Below are 23,653 nucleotides of genomic sequence, written 5' to 3'. Positions count from 1 at the left end.
CCCCTTTTTGCGTTAAAGCGCGAACCAGCATCGGCTGAAGTAGCGACCACTCAACAGGCATCGCTTAGAGAGCAACAGCCATCGCTTAAAGAGAGAGGGGCGGCGCCCAGTGGGGGGAAAGGGCGCCGCCACAGCGGCCGACGATTGGGGGGAATCGCATGGGCCGCTTCGCTGGACTCGCGCCCAGCGACTTTCAGTGTAACGCAACGGTATGCGCCCGCAACGGAGGATTTAGAATCGGTGGAATACTTTCAGAAAGAACGTGGTCGAGAACCGCAATCACACGATCGAAGAGGATCACATGACGAGTAATTCTATTGACAGTCTCTTACACGAATCACGACGTTTTGCCCCGTCAGAGGCCTTTTCCGCTGCTTCCGAAGCGAGCGCTGATCTCTACTCCTCGGCCAAGGCAGACCGCGTTGAGTTTTGGGCCGACCAGGCACGGGAGTATGTGCACTGGCACAAGCCATTCACAGAAACACTCGATTGGTCTACCCCTCCCTTCGCCAAGTGGTTCGCCGATGGTGAACTCAACGTCGCCTACAACTGCCTCGACCGCCATGTGCTCGCCGGCAACGGTGACCGCGTCGCCATCCATTGGGAGGGCGAGCCCGGCGACAGCCGCAGCATTACGTACGCCGAACTGACGGCAGAAGTAAAACGTGCCGCCAACGCCATGGCCGCTCTTGGCGTTGGCCAGGGTGACGTCGTCGCCATCTATATGCCGCTCGTTCCCGAGGCTGTCATCGCGATGCTCGCCACGGTTCGCCTTGGCGCAGCCCACTCTGTTGTCTTCGGCGGCTTCAGCGCCGAAAGCCTGCGCAGCCGCATCGACGATGCGAGCGCCAAACTTGTTGTCACGGCCGATGGCGGCTGGCGCAAGGGCAAGGTCTTCCCACTCAAAGCGGCAGTGGATGCCGCCCTCGCCAACGGGGAATCCAGCGTCTCGAATGTGCTGGTCGTGAAGCGCGGCGACAACGAGGTCGAGTGGACCGAGGGCCGCGACCTGTGGTGGCACGATCAGATTGAGGCAGCGGAGCCCGAGCACGAGGCGCAGGGGTTCCCCGCCGAGAACCCTCTCTTCGTGCTCTACACCTCGGGCACCACCGGCAAACCGAAGGGCATCCTGCACACCAGTGGCGGTTACCTCACCCAGGCAGCATTCACGCACAAGAACGTCTTCGACCTCAAGCCGGAAACCGACGTGTACTGGTGCACGGCCGATGTCGGCTGGATCACCGGCCACACCTACGTCACGTACGGCCCCCTCGCGAACGGTGCTACACAGGTGCTCTACGAGGGCACGCCCGATAGCCCGAACCCCGGTCGCTGGTGGGAGATCATCGAGAAGTATCGCGTAAGCATTTTCTACACGGCGCCCACCGCCATCCGTTCCTGCATGAAAGCAGGCCGCCAGATCCCCGAGAAGTACGACCTCACCTCGATTCGCGTTCTGGGTTCGGTGGGCGAGCCCATCAACCCCGAGGCGTGGATTTGGTATCGCGACGTGATCGGCGCCGGAAAGACTCCGATCGTCGACACCTGGTGGCAGACCGAAACGGGCGCGATTATGGTCTCCGCTCTGCCCGGGCTGACGACGCTCAAGCCGGGTTCAGCGCAGGTTCCGATCCCGGGAATCAAGATCGACATCCTCGGTGAAGACGGCACGCGCGTTGACCCACCCAATGGTGGCTTGCTCGTCGTTTCCGAGCCATGGCCCGCCATGTTGCGCGGCATCTGGGGTGACCCTGAACGCTTCAAGGAAACGTACTGGTCGAAGTTCCCCCAGCTCGATGGCGATCGGTACTTCGCGGGCGACGGCGCGCACGTTGATGAAGACGGCGACATCTGGCTGCTCGGCCGCGTGGATGACGTCATGAACGTCTCCGGTCACCGCCTCTCGACGACTGAAATCGAGTCCGCTCTCGTCTCCAACCCGATCGTGGCCGAAGCCGCCGTAGTCGGAGCGGCGGATGAGGCCACCGGTCAGGCAGTCGTGGCCTTCGTGATTCTCAAGTCGAACCAAGAGCACGCTCAGACCGCCGCCGAAGCAAGCTCGCTCCTGCGCCAGCACGTCGCGAAGGAGATCGGCGCGATTGCCCGCCCGCGCGAAATCTTCATCGTCTCGGAGCTGCCCAAGACGCGGTCAGGCAAGATCATGCGCCGCCTGCTTCAGGATGTCGCGGAGGGTCGCGAAATCGGTGACACCACCACGCTCGCTGACACCACGGTGATGCAGATCATCTCCGACAAGCTCAAGTAACCCTCGCGCTAACGCTGAAGGCCGGGCTCCCTCACGGGGACCCGGCCTTCGACGTTGGTACGCATCACTTCTGCGTTCCGCTACTTCGCGCGCTCCTTGAGCAAGTGAATGGCGGTATCGATGTCGCTGAACGGCACACGCTCATCACCGATGATTTGATACGGTTCGTGACCCTTGCCCTGCAAGAGCACCACGTCATCCGGATTCGCGGCGTCAATCGCGTAGGCGATGGCAGTCGCCCGGTCGCGAATTTCTACGACACGTTCCGGATGCTCGAACCCGGCCCGAATATGCGCCACGATCTGGTCGCCATCTTCGTTATGCACGTCGTCGTCGGTGACCACGATCAGGTCGGAGGCCTCTTCAACGATGCGCGCCATGACCGGGCGCTTACCCGGGTCGCGGTCGCCGGTGGCGCCGAAGACCGTCACGATGCGGGCGTGACCCGATTCGCGTAGCGCCGTCACTGCTTGCTGCACCGCGTCGGGGGTGTGGCCAGCATCCACGACGACCAAAGGAAGTTGATCGTTCTCGCGGAGACGGGTCATGCGTCCCAGCACCGGCTGTAGCGGAGCCAAAGCCTCGGCGATCGCTTGCGGCGCGATGCCCTGGGCCCACAGCACCGTCGCGCACGTGAGCAGGTTGTCTACGTTGAAGCGGCCGATGAGACCGCTGGCGACGTGGTGGCTTTCGCCCTCGATCACGAGATCGAATTCGAGTCCCTCGGTCGTAAGCTGCACGTTGTCCGCACGAACACTCGCTTCGGCGTGGCCGCGCGAGGTCATTCCGATCGCGCGCACCCCGGCCGGAACCGTGTGGTGAAAGTGGTCGAGCGCAGCGTCGTCGTCAAGGTTCAACAGCGCCGTCTGGATGCCCGGCAACGTGAAAATCTTGGCCTTCTGAGCCGCGTACTCCTCCATCGACCCGTGGTAGTCGAGGTGGTCGCGCGTGAAGTTCGTGAACGCCACGATGTCAAAGGCCACACCATCAACCCGGCGCTGTTCGAGCGCATGAGAGCTGACCTCCATGGCAACGTTCTGCACGCCGGCTCGGTTGAAGTCATCCAAGAACTGGTGAACAGCCGTCACCTGCGGAGTCGTCATGCCCATGTTGATGCGACGCGAACCGGTGATGCCAGCGCCGAGAGTTCCGATCGTGGCCGACGGCGTGCCGAGCTGGGCCCACGCCTGCGTCAACAAGTGCGCAGTCGAAGTCTTGCCGTTGGTGCCGGTAATGCCCACCATCACCATGGCTGTAGATGGATGCCCCAGAAAGGCATCCGCCTGAGCGCCGACCACGTCGCGCAGGTTCGTGATTGCGTACACACGCTTATCGAGGGCAACGCCCTCCGCCGCCTTCGCGTCCACGAGAACTGCAACAGCACCCTGGGCTAGAGCGGCATCAATGTACGGCAGAGCCGATGATGCGCTCGTGCCAATGGCAACGAACACGTCATCCGCGCCCGCCTCTCGGCTGTCTTGCACGAGCCGTCGAGCCTCAAGAACGACTCCGCTGTGCGCTGGGTCCCACAGACCGAGGTCTAGTGATCGCAGCGGCGCATTCTCCCCGGCCTGGCCGGGGAACCACACTTCGATCACGCGAACTCGAAAACGAACTCGACTTCAACCGGAGCGTCGAGAGGCAAAACAGCAACACCAACAGCGCTTCGAGCGTGCTTACCGATCTCGCCGAAAATTTCGACGAGAAGCTCAGAAGCTCCGTTGATTACGCCAGGCTGACCCGTGAAGCTGGGGTCGGAGGCGACAAAGCCGACGACTTTAACGACGCGCGTGATGCGGTCGAGTGATCCGATAGCGCCCTTGGCGGCAGCGAGGCCGTTCAAGACGCAGGTCTTGGCGTATTCGTGGGCTGCCGAAGCATCCACTTCAGCACCGACCTTGCCGGTGGCGGGCAGAGCGCCATCGACCATCGGGAGCTGGCCCGCCGTGTAGACGAGGTTTCCTGACACCATTGCTGGCAAGTAGGCAGCAAGAGGCTTGGAAGTTTCTGGAACGCTCAAACCCAATTCTGCGAGCCGTGCATCGAGCTGCGACATCTAGTTGCTCTCTTCCTTGATCCGTTTGAAATAAGCGACCGGGCCCCCTTCAGGGCCAGTACCGACTTGCACAAGTTCCCAACCCTCGGAACCCCAATTGTTGAGGATCGCGGTGGAATTGTGCACCATCAGTGGTGTCGTGAGGTACTCCCATTTAGGCATATTTGCGGCTCCCGTTCAGCATGGCGTTATCAATAATCCCCTACTGTTGATCATATGTCTGCCCTAAAAACTCCGCGTCGCGGCATCCTTTCGGCTATTGCCGGACTGATCGGCTTCAGCGCCCTCTCTGGTGTGCTTGTGACCGCCATGGTTGCGCCCGCGCTCGCCGTGACCGGCATCACTGCTTCAAGCACCATCGGCATCTTCGATGGACTCCCCGATTACCTCGAAATTGATCAGCAGCCTGAACGCAACGCGATCTACGCGAAGTACACCGGTCGCGGCAGTGTCGATGGTTACTACCAGATCGCCACGATCTACGATCAGAACCGTCAAGAAGTCAGCTATGACGAGATTTCGCCCTATGCCATCGAAGCGGTAGTTGCTGGTGAAGACCGTCGTTTCTTCGAACACGGCGGCGTTGACCTCACCTCACTGGTTCGTGCCGCAGTCGGCAACGTCGTGTCTTCGGGTATTGAGAGTGGCGCATCCACCCTCACCATGCAGCTCGTTAAGAACACGTTCATCTCGGCGGCCGAATCTCTGCCCAACGAAGACGATCGTGCCGCTGCCTACGAGAACGCGATTCGTACGTCGTTCGACCGCAAGCTCAAAGAAATGAAGCTCGCGATCGGTCTCGAGAAGCGATACACGAAGAAGGAAATCCTCACCGCGTACTTGAACATCGCGAACTTCGGTAACGCTACTTACGGAATCCAGGCCGCTGCGCAGCGCTATTACAGCGTCGATGCGAAAGATCTGAACCTTGAGCAGTCCGCGAGTCTCATTGCCATCGTGCAGGAGCCGAGCATCCGCAACCTGTCAGACCCCGAATACTTCGCGGCCAACCAAGACCGTCGTGACGTGATTCTCTCGGCGATGCTCGACGTTGGGTCCATCGATCGTGCAGAGTACGACGAGGCAGTAGCGATCCCGGTTGATGAAGAGACCGTCATTCCTTCCTCGCCGAACAACGGCTGCATCGCAGCAAACCAGTTCTCTAAATGGTTCTGTGATTACGTCGTCAAGAGCGTGCCCGACTTTGAGTTCTTAGGAGCCACGGTCGAGGAACGCGAAAGTAACTGGGAAAAGGGCGGGTACAAGCTCTACACGACGCTCGATCTCAACGCGCAGATTGCCGCCCAGCAGGCGACATGGAAGTACGCGCCAAACGACGTCACCTCGTTCCAGCTCGGAAGCGCGACATCCACGGTAGAAGCGGGGACCGGTCGAGTGCTCGTCATGGCGGAGAACAAACTCTTCAATGACACCGCAGAAGGCGGCGGCAAGACCAGCACCGCGGTCAACTACAACACGAGCTACGACTACGGCGGGTCCAGCGGCTTCCAGCCCGGATCGACATACAAGGTGTTCACTCTGATCGAGTGGCTCAACCAGGGTAAGGGCATCTACGACCGTCTCGAAGGTACTGCTCGCACGATGGACGGCTCTCAATTCGTCGACTCGTGCAATGGACCCTATTCCGGCCCTGTCGTATTCGGCAACAACGCTAACGAAACCGGAACGTACACAGTCGCTGAAGGTACCGCCGAATCGGTTAACGGTGTGTTCTTCTCGATGGCAAGCCAACTCGATCAGTGCAACATTCGAAACGTTGCGGCCAGCATGGGCGTCGAGCGCGCCGACGGTGACGAGCTCCAGAGCTATCCGTCATCAATCATCGGAACTAACGACGTCACACCGCTGAGCATGGCCTCTGCCTACGCTGCGATCGGTGCGGGCGGGCTCTGGTGCGAGCCGATCATCATCGATAAGGCCATCGACGCCAAGAACAACGATCTGGGCGGCCAAGAGAAGAACTGCCGTCAGGCCATTTCGCCCGAGGTTGCAGCAACCACCGCCTTCGTGCTCACAGAGGTACTCAAGCGCGGAAACGCTGCGTACTCCGACCCCAACGACGGAATCCCGATCTTTGGTAAGACGGGTACCACCGACGGCGCTGTGCACACCTGGATGGCCAGTGGTACTACTCGATACGGCACGGCAACCTGGGTAGGTAACATCTCGGGATACCAGGACATCAGCGATGTCTACTACGCCGATGTCGACGGTTATAAGCTGCGTCACTACATCACGAACGCCACCGATACAGCGCTTAACAAGAAGTACCCGGGTAAGGCGCTGCCAGAGCCCGATTCGAAGTTGCTCACTGGTTCTGGAACTGACGTTCCCGATGTGAGCCTGCAGTCGTTGGAGCAGGCACGTTCGGTGCTGACCAGTCTGGGATTCAGTTTCGCCGACGGCGGCCAAGTTGACTCCGAATTGCCGGCGGGTCAAGTCGTGAACACGAACCCTAGTGCCGGAACGCAGTCTGCATTTGGCGCCACGGTTACGGTCTACACCAGCAAGGGAAACAAGGTCGAGGTTCCCGATGTGGTCGGAGACGGCAAGTCGACTGACGTGGCGACAGCCCAGAGCATCCTCAATAACGCCGGTTTCAATAATCTGAATCAGGCATGTGAAGCGGTTCCTCCGGGTGACCCCCGCGACGGCTTTGTCACCGCGATGAATCCGGGTGCCGGCTCATTCGCTAAGCCAGACGCCACAGTGACCGTCACGGTCGCGCAGTCCACACCGTGCCCATGAGTAAAGCAATCTCTCCCGCAGCTACCGCACTTGGTGCGGTAGCTGCGGCAGGGGTCGCCGCGTTCGCGTGGGGCGCCCTTGTGGAACGCAATGCGTTCACAGTGCGACACGAGACTCTGCCGATTCTCGATCCCAGCGCACGCGATATCACCGTGTTGCATTTCTCCGATCTGCACATGGCCCCGTGGCAAACACGCAAACAAGACTGGGTTCGATCGCTCGCGATGTACGAACCTGACCTCATAATCAACACGGGTGACAACCTCGGGCACACCGATGGCCTGCTTGGCATCAAACGTGCCTTCGAGCCCTTCGAAGGCATTCCTGGTGTTTTCGTACACGGATCGAACGACTACTACGGCCCCCAGTTCAAGAATCCCTTCACGTATTTCACGGGCCCGTCATCGGGGCACACTCCGGTTGAACACCTCGACACCGACGCCCTCAACGCGTTCTTCGAAGACACACTCGGCTGGCTGTCGCTCAATAACCACGCGCGTGCCATCGAATTACGTGGTTCGCGACTAGAGCTCTTCGGCACGGCTGATGCGCACCGCGGCTGGGAGCGACTCGATCGCCTCCCCGCCAACGTCGAGGAGATGCGTGAGAATGTGGGCTGGGCGGATGACCCGCACGGCCCCGAAACTGTGGCGATCGGCGTCACACACGCCCCTTACCGCCGCGTGCTCGATGCCCTCGTCAACAATGGCGCCGACGCAATTTTCGCGGGCCACACTCACGGTGGCCAAGTTCGAATCCCCGGAATGGCGGCCGCGCTCGTCGCGAATTGTGACATTCCGCGGGAGCAAGCACGCGGTCTCAGCATCTGGCATCACCTGCGTCGGGCGGCGTTCCTGAACGTCAGCGCGGGCCTCGGAACGTCGATTTATGCGCCCGTTCGCTTCGCCTGCAAGCCCGAAGCGGTCGTAGTGACGCTCACTGCCGGAGATATCGGCTATTCTTGATTTGTTCGTCGCGTAAGGGACGGATGATCGGGGTGTGGCGCAGCTTGGTAGCGCGCTTCGTTCGGGACGAAGAGGTCGTGGGTTCAAATCCCGCTACCCCGACAAACCACTGGCTTTGAGCCGCAGAACTGCGATTCTCAGAGACGGTCCACTAATCGCTCTCCTTCGGGAGGGCGATTTGTGTTTTCAGCGGGGCACTCCGTGGTGCAGCGCACTCCATAGTGCAGCGCACTCCGTGGCGCAGTACGGGATCCGCCGTGCGATGTTGGTTCCGGCGAAGAAGCGTCGTTCAGTGGTCCCCCGAATGGTGCCCTACTCTTGACAAGTGGCCGACGTAACAGTAATAGCCGAGCGAATCATTCGCCGTTTTGCCCGCGACACTAACCTTTTGGTCGCCGGCCGTAGCGTGCGCGTCAGCGCGTCTCGTCCCGAGAATTCTCAGCTCATCGCCACTTCTCGTGCACTAACGCGAATGCTCAGTGCGCTGGGTGCCCACGTGGTGGATGCTGGCCGCGACAATGCCGCCGCTGCCTCCGCTCAGCTCCTCGACATCCAGTTGGATGCCGCTGGCCCCGACTCGGAGATCACCGCGCTATTCCGCCTGGGCGGCACTCCCCTTCCAGCGCGCGGCGATGCCGACGGCCGCATCGATTTTGCCGGGGAACACATGCCCGTCTCGCGACTCGTGGCGGACGGCCTCGGCGAGCGCAGCTCCGTACAGGGCCTCCGCATCGGTATCGCGATGGTGCTCGAGCCCAAGACTGCCCAATTGGCGCTCTTGCTTGCTGCTGCGGGTGCCGATGTGGCGGTCTATGCGCATCCGGATGAAATCGACGCGTCTGTTGCCGAGGCGCTGCGGGCGCGGGGCGTCGCGGTCGATGGCTCCGAGACACTGAGCGGGCAGGCCGAGCGCGCTGCTGCGCTGGCGTTCCTTGAACGCGGCTTCGACATCCTGCTCGACGATGGTTCGCACCTCATCCGCCTCGCTCACGAGGATGCTCCGCACCTGGTGAAGAACTGGATCGGCACCAATGAGGAGACGACGAGCGGTTTGACGCCACTTCGTCAGATGAGTGCTCTGGGCATCCTCGGCACCGCCGTGTTTGCGGTCAATGACGCTCACATGAAAACGCGTTTCGATAACCGTTACGGCACGGGCCAGTCGTGTGTGTTCGCGATCGCGGATGCTCTCGACCGAGTGGGTGTGACGGTGCGCGATCAGCCCGCTCTCGTGATCGGTTATGGCCCCGTGGGTGAGGGTGTCGCCGCTCACTTGGCGGCACTCGGAGCCACGGTGCGCGTGGCCGAAGTCGACCCCGTGCTCGCTCTTCGCGCCGCGCATGATGGTTACGAGATCGGCGAGGCTGCCCTGCTCGGCGCCGGCGCCCTCATCGTCTCGAGCACCGGTGTTGCCCACACGATCAGCGCCGACCTGGCTCGCGCCGCACGGGCGGTGGCGGTCGCGGGCGGCGTGCCCGGAGAGCTCGATCTCGATGGACTGCTCACGGGTAACCCTGTGGAACAGCTGACTTCTCTCGCCGCGCACGTTGAACGCGCCGAGCCCGCGGGGACTCTCGTGCTCGACCGTGGCGGCTGCATCAATATCACCGCGGCCGAAGGCAACCCGATTGAGATCATGGATCTCTCGTTCGCCGTTCAGCTTGCCGCTGTCGAAGAAATTGTCGTCACACGACCACCCGTTGGGGTTCATGCGCTTCCGCCGAGCATCGACGACACCGTCGCTCGCGCTGCCCTCGCTGCTCGCGGTGAGCGCATCGACACTCCCGCCGACGCGCAAGTCGCGGCAGCCCATGACTGGCGCTCCCGCCGCTACCTCAGCTCTTCACCGAATCAGGAAACCCGATGAGTAACCTCCATCCCGCGGCATCCATGCTCACCTCGAGCGATGCCGACCACCCGGTGGTGCTGTACACCGCCAATCTCGTTATTCCCATCACCGCTCCCCCGCTACTGAACGGCGCCATCGCCGTGCGCGACGGCCGCATTCTGCACGTCGGCGAGCGCGACTGGGTTCGCCGCTCTCTCGCCGATCGCGGGATCGGTGCGCGCGAAATCCACTGGCCCGGTGTTCTCATGCCCGGCCTCGTGAACGCGCACACCCACCTGCAATACACCGGCATGGCCGAGGTCGGCCGCGGGCAGTACGAGGACTTCGACGACTGGTCCACCGCGTTCAACCCCGTATACGAGCAACCCCACGACTGGGCTGCGGATGCCGCGGCAGGCGCTCAGCTCATGATCGAAGCCGGCACCACCGCCGTCGCCGACATCGTGACCGATGGTGAGGCATCCGCTGCGCTGCACAATGCGGGATTACACGGCATCACGTACTGGGAAGTGATGAGCTGGACCAATGACGACTGGGCCCGCACCGGGCGCCAGCAGGTTGAGGCTGCTCTGGATGCCCTGCCGTCCCCTCCCGGAACCGGGCTGTCGCCGCACGCACCGTACTCGCTCGAGGTCGTGCCACTGCTCGAAATCCCCGACATCGTTCGCGAGCGCGGAAGCCGTCTTCACCTGCACCTGGGCGAAGCAGCGTTCGAGCGCGAGTTTCACCACGAGCACGGCGACCCGTGGCACGGCCGCGAACTGGGCAGCTTTCGTGAACTGCGCGCCGCGGGTTTCGGCACTGGTGCCACCGAATTCGTCGACCAGCTTGGCGTGCTCGGGCCCGACTGCCATATCGCCCATGGAATCTATATGACCGCGCGTGATCGTGCCCTTTTGCGGGCTCGCGGCACGAGCGTGGCCCTCTGCCCCCGCTCCAACGCCGTTATCGGTCTTGACGAGCCTCCCGTGGCCGCCTATCTGGCCGAGGGCAACGCGCTTGCCATCGGTACCGACTCGCTGTCATCGAGCCCCTCGCTCGACCTCATGGCGGATGTCGCTGAGCTTTCGCGCATCGCTCATTCTCAGGGCCACACCATGCGTGATCTACCAGAGCGACTGCTGCGCGCGGCCACTCTCGGCGGCGCTCACGCGATGGGCATCGACGTCGGCCCCGACCGCACGGGTCACCTCGCCGTTGGGGCGCTCGCTGACCTCGCTTTCTTCGACATCCCCGTCACCACCATCGACGACACGATCGCGACGCTCGTCGAATCAGGCGCTGGGCGCGCCGCCGCCACGCTCGTCTCCGGGCGCGTCAGATTTGCCAGCACCAACTTCACGAACAAGACCGGAGTGACCGCTCATGACTGATCCCACTGTTTCTTCCGATGCCGCTAACGTTGCCGGCGATACCCGCCCGGTAACCGCGCAGCTTCTCAACCTCGAGTCGCATCCCGAAGGCGGTTGGTTCCGCCGCACCTGGGCGGGTACCAGCCCGGTCGAGACTCCGAATGGTGCACGCCCATCAGCCACCTGCATCCACTACCTGCTGGTTCCCGGCGAGCACAGTGACTGGCACGTCGTAGCCAACGATGAAATCTGGCTGTGGCACGGCCCCGGAACGCTGGAGCTTTCGCTCGGTGGCAACGGTGATCTGCCCGACGAAGCACACGCCGAGCGTCTCGTGCTCGGGCCGGATCTCGCCAACGGGCACGTCGCTCAAGTCATCGTTCCGGCTGGCGTCTGGCAGGCCGGTCGCCTGACCGCGGACGCCGAAGTGCTGGTCAGTTGCTTTGTGTCACCCGGTTTCGACTTTGCAGACTGGCGACTTGTAAACTAGCAAGTCTGCACCCCGTTTCTCCGCCCGAGCACAGCACCACTCGGGTGACGTTTGTTCAACCACCTCACGCACAGCAACAGGAGACTTCCATGACCTCATCACGGCATTTTCGTCGGGCCCTCGTCGCCACCGCAGCAGCAGCTGTTCTGGCTTTAACCGCCTGCACCGCAGACACCACCGCTGACAGCAGCACGACCGTCGACGACGGATCGCTGCCCACCCTCACGGCGGGCAAGCTCACCATTGCCACCGGCGAGCCCGCCTACGCGCCCTGGGTCGTCGACAACGAGCCCTCGAACGGCGAAGGCTTCGAAGCTGCCGTGGCCTACGCCTTGGCCGACGAACTCGGCTTCGCCGCGGATGACGTTGTCTGGGTTCGCTCGAGCTTCGACAGTGCGATCGCACCGGGCCCCAAGGACTGGGACCTCAACATGCAGCAATTCTCGATTACCGAAGACCGCAAGCAAGCCGTCGACTTCTCCAGCCCGTACTACACGACCACTCAGGCCGTCATCGCCACCGAGAGCTCGGCCGCAGCCGGTGCCACCTCGATCGCTGACCTCAAGAACGTCGTCGTCGGCGTAGCCAGTGGCAGCACCAGCTACACAATCGCCGCCGAAGCTCTGGGGGACGACCTCTCGGTCTTCAACTCCAACGAAGACGGCGTTCTCGCATTGACCAGCGGCCAGATCGATGCTTTCGTCATCGACCTGCCCAGCGCGTTTTACCTCGCCACGGTTGAAATCGACGGCGGCGTTATTCTTGGCCAGTTCGAGTCCTCCGCTGGAGGAGACGAATTCGCCTTCGTGCTCCCCAAGGATTCCGAGCTGACCTCCCCGGTGAGTGAAGCGCTGGATGCGCTTGCCGCTGACGGAACCCTTCAGTCCATTCAAGACGAGTGGCTCAGCGCTGCCGTTGACGTTCCCGTCTTGAAGTAAGAACACGTCGATGAGTTCCTCCACCAGAACGCCATCGTGGCAGCCAAGCGAACTTGAGCTGTCGCGCCAGAGCGTGCGGCGGCGCGCCACCGGCCGTTCCGTGCTCATCGGCATCGTGAGCACTGTCGCGTTTGCCGTGATTGTTGGAGCGCTCATCGTGAACACGCCCGGCTGGGAGAGCGTCAAAGCGTCGTTCTTCAACCTCGAGGTGGGCGCGGCCAGCATTCCGTCAATCCTCGTGGGGCTGTGGCTCAACATCCAGGTACTTTTCATCTCAGCGATCGGCGTTGCCCTCTTCGGCACCCTGCTTGCCGTGACGCGGTCGTTGCGCGGGGCGGTCTTCTTTCCGCTTCGCGCAGCGGCAACGATCTACACCGATCTCTTTCGCGGGATGCCGCTGCTGATCGTTCTCTATCTGGTCGGTTTCGGGTTACCTGCCCTCGATATTTTCCCGCGCATGCCCGCCATGTTCTGGGGCACGATTGCCCTCATCCTCACCTACTCGGCCTACGTCGCAGAGGTACTGCGAGCGGGTATGGAAGCGGTGCATCCTTCGCAGCGCATGGCCGCCCGATCGCTGGGTCTCAGTCACGCCAAGACCCTGCGCATCGTCGTCATCCCGCAGGGCGTTCGCAAGGTCGTTCCCGCCCTCATGAATGACTTCGTCTCCATGCAAAAAGATGTGGGTCTCATCTCGATTTTGGGTGCAGTGGATGCCGTGCGAGCTGCCCAAATTCAGGTCGCCCAGGTCTACAACTTCACCCCGTACGTGATTGCGGCCCTGCTCTTTGTTGCCATGAGCTGGCCCATGATTCGGCTCACTGATTGGCTGACCGCACGACTCGCCAAGCGCGAGCAGATCGGAGGTGTCGTATGACCGTTCTCGACGTGCGCGGAGTGCGCAAACAGTTTGGTGACCAGGAGGTCTTGCGCGGGGTCGATCTCTCGATCAACAAGCACGAGGTCGTCGTTCTCATCGGCGCCTCGGGCTCGGGAAAATCGACGCTGCTGCGAACGATCAACCTCATCGAACGTGTGGATGACGGCCAAATTCTGCTCAACGATGATGACATCACCGACCCGGGCATGAATGCCGACTCAGCGCGCAGCCGCATCGGTGTGGTCTTTCAACACTTCAACCTCTTTCCGCACTTGCGCGTGATTGACAACATCACGCTAGCCGCGCGCGAGGTGCACGGAATGTCAAAGGCGGATGCCACGGAGCGAGCGATGACACTGCTCGTCTCTCTGGGCCTCGGCGACAAAGCGCGGGATTACCCCGATCGCCTTTCCGGCGGCCAACAGCAGCGTGTGGCCATCATCCGTGCGGTGCTGACTGACCCTGAGTTGCTGCTTCTCGACGAGATCACTAGCGCTTTGGACCCTCAGCTCGTCGGCGAGGTTCTCGACCTCGTACGGCGACTGAAGACCGACGGTTCGACGATTCTCATGGCGACCCACGAGATGTCATTCGCGCGCGAAGTCGCCGACCGTATCGTGTTCATGCAGGGCGGCCGCATCGTCGAGCAGGGAACCCCGGCACAGATCTTCGACTCGCCTCACGAGCCTGAGACTCAGCAGTTTCTCTCGCGCGTTCGCCACTAAGGGCGAGCATCGCCCCAACTCCCGCACGACCAGAGGCCTGGGAGTCGGCGAACACCGCCTAGGAGAAGTCGGCGTCGGGCGCGCTTCCGTAGCTGAACTCGATCTTGGGTCGCCAGCCGCTGTTGAGAACGCCACCGCTCTCTTCGAGGTAGCAGGCTCCGCACAGTGACTGGTATCCGACATCCACACCATCGATAGCGACCTGGTCGCCGTCGAAGATGAACTGGTCGCCGACGGTGCGCGCGTTGAATACCGCTTTACGGCCACACCGACAGATGGTCTTGAGTTCTTCGAGCGAGTGCGCGATTTCGAGCAAGCGACGACTGCCGGGGAATGCCACCGTCTGAAAATCGGTACGGATGCCGTAGGCCAACACCGGAACCTTCTCGACGATAGCGATCCGCAGTAAGTCATCGACCTGCGCCTCGGTAAAGAACTGCGCTTCATCCACGAGCAAGCAGCTCACCGGCAGGCCAGTGGCCTCGAAGACCTTCGCCCGCTCGCGCGCGAAGACGTCGTAGACCTCGTCGGTCGGCGAGATAGTGAAATCTACTTGGCGAGTGACGCCCAAACGCGAGACGATCGCGCTATCGCCCTTGGTATCGATGTGCGGTTTGGCGAGCAAGACCTGCTGGCCACGCTCTTCATAGTTGTAGGCCGCCTGCAGCAACGCGGTGCTCTTGCCACTGTTCATTGCTCCGTAGCGAAAATACAGTTTGCTCATCAGCGTAGAAATCCATCCTCAGCGGCCCGACGAATCAGGTCAGCCTTTTTGCTAGCCGGCCGATTGGCCTTTGCGTACTTTTCCCGCACGCGCCGCAAGTACGTCTTCGCGGTCTCGTACTGAACGTTCATGCGCTCGGCGACCTGCGGGGTGCTTAGTCCAGAAGCGTACAGGGTGAGAGCATCCGCCTCACCGGCACTCAGCTTGGGTTTGGACTGATCGGCCGAGCCCGAGGGCAGCGGGCGCCAGTCGTGTTGCTGTGCACCCTCGGCTTCGACGCCCATGATCTGACGAGCGGAATCCATCACCTCATGCATGGGAAGTGACTTCGAGAGGAAGGTCGCAGCACCCGCGGCGAGCGCCCGGTCCCGCGCTTCGCGACTGTCGAGGCTAGAGAGCACGATGACTTTGGCTCCTGCTGCACGGCAGGTACGCACGCGCGCTTCGATCGAGACCGGCTCTTTGAGCTGAAAATCGAGGAACACCAGTTCGGTCGGAAACTTGTCGCTGTGCACAAGCTCGAGCCAGGTGCTGGCGGTGAGCACGACATCGAAGTCCGGTGCGTTATTGGTGATCCAGCTATTGAGGCTGTCGAGCAGCACTTCGTGGTCATCCAAGATTGCTAGTCGGATCGGCGGACGATCTCCGAGACGAGCGCTGAGTTGATTCTCAGGGGGTGTCATACGTGAACCTAACAGTGAGGGAGGGTGAGCGATAGGAGATGCGCAGTCCAGTAAAAACTACGCGAAGAACAGCGAGATAGGGTGCCAGCGACGAACGCCATGACAATTCGTTGGAGCCGACGCTGCCACTAACGGTGATGAGAGCGCCTGTGGGAGTCTTTTCAATTCGCAGCCGCACACTCTCGGCGACTAAGTCGGTGCCCGAGGCAACAGCGAGCACGGCTGCTCTGAGCGCGGTGCGTTGGTGCGGTGTCATCGCGGTCGCGAGGCGATGTGGGTCCTGCACGCGGCGCCCATCATCAAGCGCGCCAAACGACATTGCCACAACGGATTCGAGCCAACTGCGATTGACTTCGCTCACCATGAGACCGCGAATGGAATCAGAGTATTGAGCGGCGCGAGCGCGGTCCTCGGGCGTGACAATTCTGCGTTGCGCCAGTTCTGTAAACAGTGGAACGACGTCGCGGTTGAGGATTGTCACGCGGTCCTGCTGCACCGACCGAGCAACGCTGTCGTGCTCGCGGTCTAGCTGCCGACGGGCAGCACGACGCGCCCTAGCTTCCCACCGCTTGTGGGTGCTCGCTAAAGAACGCGCGAATGCAGCTCCGCCCAGCGACATCGTGAGTACCGGGGTCATCGTATACAACACGACGATCATCGGCGGCGCCGCGAAATCGGCCACTGACGACTGCACCAGGCCGATGAAGCCCGTGAAAATCGACGCGACAATGCCGAGTGTCACCAACTCAGCGATGGGGCGATACGGCGCGAGAGCCATACACGCGACACCGATGGTTATCGGGCCCCACACGTCGGACAACGATTCGCCGCCGCTGCCGACGGAGGCAGAACTGAGGGCGAACGCCACGATGAGCATGCCGATGATGAGGGCATGCATGCCGCCGCCGAGTGGAGGCCGGATAGCACTCGTGCTCGCAATATAGAACACCGCAGAGATCGCGATGAAAAATAGGGCGGCGTTGGCGAGAAAGGGGTACTCAATCTCTGCCGCGCGGCTCCACGTGATCGCGATGCCGAATGCGAGCGAGCCGACGACAGCGACGATACCGGCCGGGCGGCCATCGAGGGTACCCAGCGGGTCCAGCTGTTGAACGGTGGAGGTATCGACAATCGCCTTCACTCGACTCCCCCTCCCGCGAGTGCCGGTTGGCTTTCCGACGTGGGCACTCTGATCATCACGGAAGTGCCGAACCCCGGGGTCGACCACACTTGAACCGTGCCGGAGACAAGCTCGATGCGACGGCGAACGGACTGCCGGAGCCCCAGGCGGTCCTCCCCGGTCTCTGCCTCATGGAAGCCTTTACCGCTGTCGACCACGAGCACGCTCACCTCGTCGGGAGATCCAAAGACAGCGACCTCTGCCTGCATCGTGCCTGAGTGTTTGATCACGTTGAGGAGGCATTGCTTGACTGCCGGGCCGAGCGCCGCCGAACCGCGAGCGTCCAACCGCGACAGGGCCGCGAGGTCTCCTGTCACTTCGACGGCGAGTTCGAGAGCGCGAGCTTCGCTGATGGCGGTGTAAAGCGGGCTTCCCTGCCAATCGAAGCGAGCATCGTCGGGCTCGTCGGATGCCGCGGACGACAGCCACTCTTCGCCGATCAGTACCTCAAGATCCCTTTTAATCTCTCGCTGCAGTTTTTCGTTCATCGCACCATAAGGCGCGTTGGCGATCGCGGCGAGGTGGCTGAGCACCGTGTCATGCATGACCGCGGCGGAGGTGGCTTCGATTCCGTAGCGAAGGCTTGCGAATTCGTCGTCCCGTGCCGCTCGATGTAAATGTGATTGCACTCGCCGAACGCCTCGTTGGCTCGAGCGAAGAATGAACAGAACGGCAAGCACGGCGACAAAAACGATGTAGGCCGCAGGGCTCAACGGGGTGTCGCCGGTCAGTTGCCAGGCCGCCAACGCGAAAGCGCCCTGCGACGCGATAAGCCCGAGCGTGATCCAGAGCAAGCTCCAAGCCACAGTGCTGGCGGCTCCGCCCACCAGCATCAGGCCGATGGTCGGCAAGTTGAGGAGGTACTCGCTAATGGGCCCCAGCGGGCTGAGCTCCGAGACCACGATCAGCGTGAACCAATAGATCGCCGGAGCACCGATGACCAGATGAGCGACGGTGAAGTAGGGGGTGCGAAAGCGGTTAACGAGGCTCACCGTCACGAGCATGGGAACAAGGGCGAGCGCTGCGGGCCAAATATTCAGGCTCATGTCGCTGGCTTGCAGACTCAGCACCGCGAGCAGTGCGATGCTGAAACACACAAAGGCGATCGTATTGATCGTTCGCGCGAGCGCACGACTCACACTCTCTTTTCGCAGGTGAGCAGGCAGGCCGATAGACATGCATGCTCCCGTTCGCCGTGTCGCCGTTGCAGTCGCAACTGCTCCAGTATGACACCGCGCGGGGTACATCGTGTACCCCGCACTTGGGGTACATCTTGCGCGAAATCGGGCTAAACGGGGTACGAATAGCTCGGTGTGCCCAGATTAGGGGTTGATGTGCAGAGTTTTCGCGGTGCGCTCTAGCGTTGCCTGAGCAAGCTCGGGCGAATCGGAAAGCTGCTGCCCGAAGGTCGGAATCATCTTCGCGATCTTGGGACGCCAGTCATCCATGCGGTCAGGGAAGCACTTCTCGACAAGACCGAGCATGATCGGCACAGCGGTCGACGCTCCGGGCGATGCCCCGAGAAGACCCGCGATCGTTCCGTCAGCCGACGACACTACCTCGGTACCGAACTGCAAGACACCGATCTTCTTCGGGTCTTTCTTCATGACCTGCACGCGCTGTCCAGCGGTGATGCTGTACCAGTCTTCTGGCATCGCATTTGGCACGAACTGCTTGAGTTCTTCGAACTTGGTCTCGGGGCTCGCCATGAGCTGGCTCACCAGATACTTGACGAGAGAAAGGTTGCTGATGCCCGCGGCAACCATCGGCAGCAAGTTGTGCCAGCGGATGGAAGCGAACAGGTCGAGAACAGAACCAGTCTTCAAGAACTTGGGGCTGAATCCCGCATACGGCCCGAACATAAGACTGCCGGTGCCGTCAACGACGCGGAGGTCAAGGTGCGGAACAGACATGGGAGGAGAGCCAACGGCTGCTTTGCCATACACCTTGGCGCTATGAGCCGCGACGATCTCGGGATTGTCGGTGCGCAAGAACTCGCCACTAACGGGGAAGCCGCCGAAGCCGCGAATCTCCTTGATTCCCGACTTCTGCAGCAGGTTGAGCGCGTAGCCGCCAGCGCCCACAAAGACGAAGCGTGCATTGATCGTGTCGACCGGAGTGCCGCCGATGTCGTGGCGAAGCTTGAGATCCCACGAACCATCACGCTGGCGCTTGAGATTCTTGACAACGATGCCCGTGTTCAGCTCTGTACCGGACTCCACGAGGTTGTCGATGAGATAGTTCGAGAGAGCGCCGAAATCAACGTCTGTTCCGGAGGGAATGTGGGTGGCCGCGACCGGCTCTGACTTGCGGCGGCCCGGCATCATGAGCGGCGCCCAGCCGTGAATGACGGCGGGGTCTTCGCTGTACTCCATACCCGCGAACAACGGGTGGTCCTTGAGCGCATCGAAACGCTTGCGCAAGTACTCGACGTTGGTTTCGCCCCACACGAAGCTCATGTGTGGTGTGGCGTTGATGAACGAGCTTGGCTCGGGCAGGGCGCCCTCGTCGACCAGATATGACCAGAACTGGCGCGATACCTGGAACTGCTCGTTGACCTTCACCGCGCTCGAAATCTCGATAGAGCCATCGCTCTTTTGCGGGGTGTAGTTCAGCTCGCACAGCGCGGAATGTCCGGTACCAGCGTTGTTCCACGGGTTCGAGCTCTCTTGGGCCAGATCGCCCAAGCGCTCGAAAATCTGGATCTCCCAGTCAGGCTGCAACTGCTTCAACAGCATTCCGAGGGTGGCACTCATGATTCCGCCGCCGATAAGCGCGACGTCGACGGTTTTTTTCACAACTCCACTTTAGCCTTCTGTTAGAGCCCCAAGGTGCGAAGAGCCTGATCCATCTGGGTCGCCATCGCGGCATAGCCATCATCATTGGGGTGCAGCCCGTCGCTCGCCATCCACTCGGGATGCCCTTCGATCCAGCGCGAGGCGCCGGCGATATAGTCAGCCCCGCGATCGGCGGCCGCTTCTTCGACCCACGAAATGATGGTGTCAACCGAATCCGGGCGTTCATCCGTGTACCAAAAAGGTTCGACGACGATGAAGCGCGCCTCCGGTAACTCCGTGGTCAGGCGGTCGAGATCGTCCGCGATTTGGGCCTGAATGTCACGTGCTCGCGAGCCGAAACTGAAGTTGTCGTTGAGGCCCATAGTCACGAAGACGATGTCGGGGTCATCCTCAATGATTAGGCTCGGCAGGTCGCCATCGCCGACAGTGCTTCGGTTGTTCACGAAACCCAGACCATTCACGCTGGGGTTGAACTCACTCCAGTCGCGCTGTTCACTCACCACGGTTGACCACCGATTCTCCGATGCCGAGGCTCCCGTGCCGAGCGTGTACGAGTCGCCGTAGAAAGCGACACGCACGGCGCTCGGGTCACGCTCTTCCACCGGCTCAGTTGCGGTGCACGCGGCAAGGCCAAAGGACGCGGCCACGACAACGGTGGCCGCGATGGTACGAGCTACAGAATCGAACTTCATACCAAGGGTTCGGCGCGGGCAACGATAACGATGGGCGTGCCCAGCGACTCGCAGCAGCGACGGGCGTTAGAAGCCGATAATTCGCAGCTCGCGCGTCATCCGCGCCGCAATCGCCGCATGACCGGCATCGTTCGGGTGCAGGTCGTCAAGCGCCATCCACTCCGGATGCAAATCTAACCAGTGCGAAGCACCCGCAATGTATTCAGCGTCAACAGCAACCGCGGCGTCATGCACCCACGAAATGATGATCTCGACCGATTCAGGCCGTTCGCTCTTGTACCAAAAGGGTTCGACCACGATCAATCGAGCGTTGGGTAGCCCGATCGAGAGCCGCTGAAAGTCACTCAGAATCTGCCCCGGCAGTTCGTCTGCAAACTCGTCGTAGGTGAAATTATCGTTCAGCCCCAGAGTGACAAGCACAACGTCGGGATCAGCCGCAAGAATGATGCTGGGCACGTCGCCGGTGCTGAAGAGCTCGCGTTTTCTCATGAACCCCAAGCCACTCACGCTCGGGTTGACCTCTTCCCACCCGAGCTTCTGGCTCACGAGCGTCGACCAGCGCAGGCCCTCCTCTGAGGCTCCGACGCCCTTGGTGTACGAGTCTCCGTAGAAGGCCACACGCAACGGTTCTGGTTCGGCTACGAACGCCGTTACCGCCGTGGTTTCCTCCGGCACCGCAGCGCACGACGACAGACCTAACGCGACAGCTGCCGTGACAGCGAGCGCTAGAGCGCGAAGTGCGAATCCGGATCTCATAAGGATTGTTCGGGGCAAACGAAGAGAGGGATTGCTCCCGCTAGACCGAGACCTTTGCGATGATGTTCGCTGCGACCAGTTCCGCGATTTGCACCGCGTTGAGCGCGGCACCCTTGCGCAGGTTGTCGTTACTGATGAACAGAGCAAGGCCGCGACCGTTCGGCACGCCTTCGTCGGTGCGGATGCGACCGACGAAGCTGGGATCGGCGCCGGCGGCTTCGAGAGGCGTCGGGATGTCGCTGAGGCTCACGCCCGGAGCATCCGCCAGCAGTTCCATCGCACGCTCGGGGTTCAACGGCTTGCTGAATTCCGCGTTGATCGACAGCGAGTGACCGGTGAACACCGGGACGCGAACGCACGTGCCGCTCACCAGAAGGTTCGGCAGTTCGAGAATCTTGCGGCTTTCGTTGCGCAGCTTCTTCTCTTCGTCGGTCTCGTTGAGACCGTCGTCGACAATGCTGCCGGCAAGGGGAACCACGTTGAAGGCGATGTTCTTGGGAAACTTGCTCGGCGCGGGCATCGTGACAGCAGCACCGTCTTCGACGAGCCCCATCGTGTTTTGAGCAATAGCAGCCGCAGCCTGCTCGAGCAGCTCTTCGCCACCGGCGAGGCCAGCGCCCGATACCGCCTGGTAGGTGCTGACGATCAGACGCTCAAGGCCTGCTTCGGCATGCAACACCTTCAACACGGGCATGGCCGCCATCGTGGTGCAGTTTGGGTTCGCGATGATGCCCTTCACGGCCTGGTCAATCGCGTGCGGATTGACCTCGCTGACCACCAAGGGAACCTCGGGGTCCATGCGCCAGCCCGAGGAGTTGTCGATGACCGTGACACCGGCAGCAGCGAAGCGCGGTGCCTGAGCGAGCGACGTTGTTGCGCCGGCAGAGAAGATCGCCACATCGAGCCCGGTGGGGTCTGCAATGGCGGCGTCTTCAACGGTGATCTGCTCGCCCTTGAACGGCAGAGTAGTTCCAGCGCTGCGCGATGACGCGAAGTAGCGAATCTCCGCTACCGGAAAATCACGCTCTTCGAGCAGACGGCGCACAACAGCACCGACCTGACCCGTTGCACCAACAACACCAATACGGATGCCTGCATTACCCATGAAAACCTCTACTTACAGTCTGTGTTCGGCAACACTAACGCCGAACAACCCAATCTACGACAAGCGACGGCCTCAGGGCCGACCGGGAATTAGCGCCCCGTGCCCGCGTGAACTACAGCTTCTTCGTCGCCATCGAGCCCGAACGCGGTGTGAACCACGCGAACAGCCTCAGCAACGGTGTCGGCGCGCGTCACCACAGAGATACGAATCTCACTCGTAGAGATCATTTCCATGTTGATACCGGCCTCGAAGAGCGCCGTGAAGAGGCGAGCGGAAACTCCCGCGTTGGTGCGCATACCGCCACCAACAACCGACAGCTTGCCGATCTGGTCGTCGTGCTGCAGCGACTCAAAGCCAACTTCTTCTTGACGGAAGGTCAGCGCACGCAACACGTCTTCGGCATCCGACTTCTTCAGAGTGAAGGAGATATCGGTGCGACCTGTGGATGCCAGCGAAACGTTCTGAACGATCATGTCGATGTTGGCATTGGCTGACGCCACGATCGTGAAGATCTGCGCAGCCTTACCGGGAACGTCAGGAACTCCCACCACCGTGATCTTCGCTTCGCTCAGATCGGAGGCAACACCTGTGATGATTGCTTCTTCCACGCTCTCTCCATCCTTCGGATTGACCACTAACGTGCCCGTGTTGTTGTTGAACGACGACCGCACATGAATTGTGACGCCGTGACGGCGCGCATATTCGACAGCACGCACGTCGAGAACTTTGGCGCCCGCCGCAGCAAGCTCGAGCATCTCTTCGCTCGTGACGACATCGACTTTGCCGGCAGACTTCACGATGCGGGGATCCGCCGTGAAGATTCCGTCAACGTCGGTGTAGATCTCGCAGGTTTCAGCGCCGAGGGCAGCGGCAAGCGCTACGGCCGTGGTGTCTGAACCACCGCGCCCGAGGGTCGTGATGTCCCCGGTGCCGCGGTTGAAGCCTTGGAAGCCAGCGACGATCGCGATAGCGCCATCATCGAGGGCCTCCCGAACGCGGCGGGGTGAAACCTCCACGATGCGAGCGGCGCCGTGCTGGGCATCCGTGACCATTCCAGCCTGGCTGCCGGTGTAGCTGCGGGCATCGACGCCCAAACTTTTGATCGACATCGCCAGAAGCGCCATCGAAATTCGTTCACCGGCGGTGAGCAGCATGTCGAGCTCGCGGCCGCTCGGCACCGGTACAACCTGCGCGGCGAGGTCGAAGAGCTCGTCGGTGGTGTCGCCCATGGCAGAGACCACTACTACGACGTCGTTTCCCGCTTTGCGGGTCTCGACGATTCGCTTGGCGACGCGCTTGATACTCTCAGCGTCGGCAACGGACGAGCCACCGAACTTCTGAACGATGAGGCTCATTGTTCTCCTGAAGCTTGCGTTTGCGGGCAATTGCTGCCCGAAGTGCGAGTCTAACGGTGCACGCACACCC

20 protein-coding genes and 1 tRNA gene are annotated in these 23,653 nt (G+C 61.5%); 10 read left to right on the top strand and 11 right to left on the bottom strand.

Translation table 11 applies throughout. The features are described 5' to 3' along the window. Window positions 1-301 precede the first annotated feature (301 nt). Window positions 302-2,266 carry an acetate--CoA ligase gene (gene acs, locus ESZ53_RS12310; protein WP_129073095.1) on the top strand — a complete coding sequence of 655 codons (1,965 nt, stop codon included), beginning with the start codon at window positions 302-304 and terminating at the stop codon, window positions 2,264-2,266. Window positions 2,267-2,346: 80 nt separating this feature from the next. Here acs and ESZ53_RS12305 read toward each other — a convergent pair whose 3' ends face one another. After that, window positions 2,347-3,864: a UDP-N-acetylmuramoyl-L-alanyl-D-glutamate--2,6-diaminopimelate ligase gene (locus ESZ53_RS12305; RefSeq protein ID WP_129073094.1), complete on the bottom strand. Its 1,518-nt coding sequence runs from the start codon at window positions 3,862-3,864 to the stop codon at window positions 2,347-2,349. Beyond that, complete coding sequence (locus ESZ53_RS12300) at window positions 3,861-4,322, bottom strand: RidA family protein (RefSeq protein ID WP_129073093.1); 462 nt, start codon at window positions 4,320-4,322, stop codon at window positions 3,861-3,863. Before ESZ53_RS12300 ends, ESZ53_RS12305 begins: the two co-directional genes overlap by 4 nt. A gap of 216 nt (window positions 4,323-4,538) precedes the next feature. Between ESZ53_RS12300 and ESZ53_RS12295 the strand changes: the two genes are divergently transcribed. The 9 genes from ESZ53_RS12295 (at window position 4,539) to ESZ53_RS12255 (ending at window position 14,290) form a co-directional block, all read left to right on the top strand. Beyond that, entirely contained in the window at window positions 4,539-7,091 is a 2,553-nt protein-coding gene (locus tag ESZ53_RS12295) for a transglycosylase domain-containing protein (protein WP_129073092.1), read from the top strand. After that, window positions 7,088-8,056, top strand: a complete 969-nt coding sequence (locus tag ESZ53_RS12290; protein ID WP_129073091.1) for a metallophosphoesterase — start codon at window positions 7,088-7,090, stop codon at window positions 8,054-8,056. Before ESZ53_RS12295 ends, ESZ53_RS12290 begins: the two co-directional genes overlap by 4 nt. 28 nt (window positions 8,057-8,084) lie before the next feature. After that, window positions 8,085-8,158: transfer RNA gene (locus ESZ53_RS12285), tRNA-Pro, on the top strand. A gap of 223 nt (window positions 8,159-8,381) precedes the next feature. Next, the gene (locus tag ESZ53_RS12280) at window positions 8,382-9,923 is read left to right on the top strand and encodes an adenosylhomocysteinase (RefSeq protein ID WP_129073090.1); all 1,542 of its coding nucleotides are present in this window, start codon (window positions 8,382-8,384) and stop codon (window positions 9,921-9,923) included. Beyond that, window positions 9,920-11,278: an amidohydrolase family protein gene (locus tag ESZ53_RS12275; protein WP_246837314.1), complete on the top strand. Its 1,359-nt coding sequence runs from the start codon at window positions 9,920-9,922 to the stop codon at window positions 11,276-11,278. Before ESZ53_RS12280 ends, ESZ53_RS12275 begins: the two co-directional genes overlap by 4 nt. Then, entirely contained in the window at window positions 11,271-11,747 is a 477-nt protein-coding gene (locus ESZ53_RS12270; protein WP_129073089.1) for a cupin domain-containing protein, read from the top strand. The genes ESZ53_RS12275 and ESZ53_RS12270 overlap by 8 nt, the downstream gene beginning before the upstream one ends. Window positions 11,748-11,836: 89 nt before the next feature. Then, window positions 11,837-12,685 carry an ABC transporter substrate-binding protein gene (locus ESZ53_RS12265; RefSeq protein WP_129073088.1) on the top strand — a complete coding sequence of 283 codons (849 nt, stop codon included), beginning with the start codon at window positions 11,837-11,839 and terminating at the stop codon, window positions 12,683-12,685. Between the two features lie 10 nt (window positions 12,686-12,695). Next, complete coding sequence (locus tag ESZ53_RS12260; RefSeq protein WP_129073087.1) at window positions 12,696-13,562, top strand: amino acid ABC transporter permease; 867 nt, start codon at window positions 12,696-12,698, stop codon at window positions 13,560-13,562. Further along, entirely contained in the window at window positions 13,559-14,290 is a 732-nt protein-coding gene (locus ESZ53_RS12255) for an amino acid ABC transporter ATP-binding protein (RefSeq protein ID WP_129073086.1), read from the top strand. The genes ESZ53_RS12260 and ESZ53_RS12255 overlap by 4 nt, the downstream gene beginning before the upstream one ends. Before the next feature lie 58 nt (window positions 14,291-14,348). Here the strand turns inward: ESZ53_RS12255 and ESZ53_RS12250 are convergent, their stop codons facing one another. The 9 genes from ESZ53_RS12250 to ESZ53_RS12210 all read right to left on the bottom strand — a co-directional run bounded on the left by ESZ53_RS12250 (window position 14,349) and on the right by ESZ53_RS12210 (window position 23,583). Then, window positions 14,349-15,014, bottom strand: a complete 666-nt coding sequence (locus ESZ53_RS12250; RefSeq protein ID WP_129073085.1) for a thymidine kinase — start codon at window positions 15,012-15,014, stop codon at window positions 14,349-14,351. Continuing rightward, a complete protein-coding gene (locus ESZ53_RS12245) occupies window positions 15,014-15,697 on the bottom strand; it encodes a response regulator (RefSeq protein ID WP_129073084.1) in 684 nt (227 codons plus the stop codon). The genes ESZ53_RS12250 and ESZ53_RS12245 overlap by 1 nt, the downstream gene beginning before the upstream one ends. After that, window positions 15,684-16,838, bottom strand: coding sequence for a hypothetical protein (locus ESZ53_RS12240; RefSeq protein WP_129073083.1), 1,155 nt, complete (start codon window positions 16,836-16,838; stop codon window positions 15,684-15,686). The genes ESZ53_RS12245 and ESZ53_RS12240 overlap by 14 nt, the downstream gene beginning before the upstream one ends. After that, window positions 16,835-18,055 (bottom strand): sensor histidine kinase, encoded by a 1,221-nt coding sequence (locus tag ESZ53_RS12235; protein WP_129073082.1) that lies wholly within the window; start codon window positions 18,053-18,055, stop codon window positions 16,835-16,837. Before ESZ53_RS12235 ends, ESZ53_RS12240 begins: the two co-directional genes overlap by 4 nt. Before the next feature lie 144 nt (window positions 18,056-18,199). Beyond that, the gene (locus tag ESZ53_RS12230; protein WP_129073081.1) at window positions 18,200-19,675 is read right to left on the bottom strand and encodes a malate:quinone oxidoreductase; all 1,476 of its coding nucleotides are present in this window, start codon (window positions 19,673-19,675) and stop codon (window positions 18,200-18,202) included. 20 nt (window positions 19,676-19,695) lie between these two features. Then, window positions 19,696-20,367 (bottom strand): SGNH/GDSL hydrolase family protein, encoded by a 672-nt coding sequence (locus ESZ53_RS12225; protein WP_129073080.1) that lies wholly within the window; start codon window positions 20,365-20,367, stop codon window positions 19,696-19,698. A 66-nt stretch (window positions 20,368-20,433) separates the two neighbouring features. Then, window positions 20,434-21,123, bottom strand: coding sequence for an SGNH/GDSL hydrolase family protein (locus tag ESZ53_RS12220; protein ID WP_129073079.1), 690 nt, complete (start codon window positions 21,121-21,123; stop codon window positions 20,434-20,436). Window positions 21,124-21,163: 40 nt separating this feature from the next. After that, window positions 21,164-22,228, bottom strand: a complete 1,065-nt coding sequence (locus ESZ53_RS12215; RefSeq protein ID WP_129073078.1) for an aspartate-semialdehyde dehydrogenase — start codon at window positions 22,226-22,228, stop codon at window positions 21,164-21,166. Window positions 22,229-22,317: 89 nt separating this feature from the next. Next, window positions 22,318-23,583 (bottom strand): aspartate kinase, encoded by a 1,266-nt coding sequence (locus ESZ53_RS12210; RefSeq protein ID WP_129073077.1) that lies wholly within the window; start codon window positions 23,581-23,583, stop codon window positions 22,318-22,320. Window positions 23,584-23,653: the final 70 nt, after the last annotated feature.

The sequence above is a fragment of the Salinibacterium sp. UTAS2018 genome, assembly GCF_004118935.1.
Classification (GTDB): domain Bacteria; phylum Actinomycetota; class Actinomycetes; order Actinomycetales; family Microbacteriaceae; genus Rhodoglobus.
This window is presented reverse-complemented; position numbering and strand designations above follow the sequence as displayed.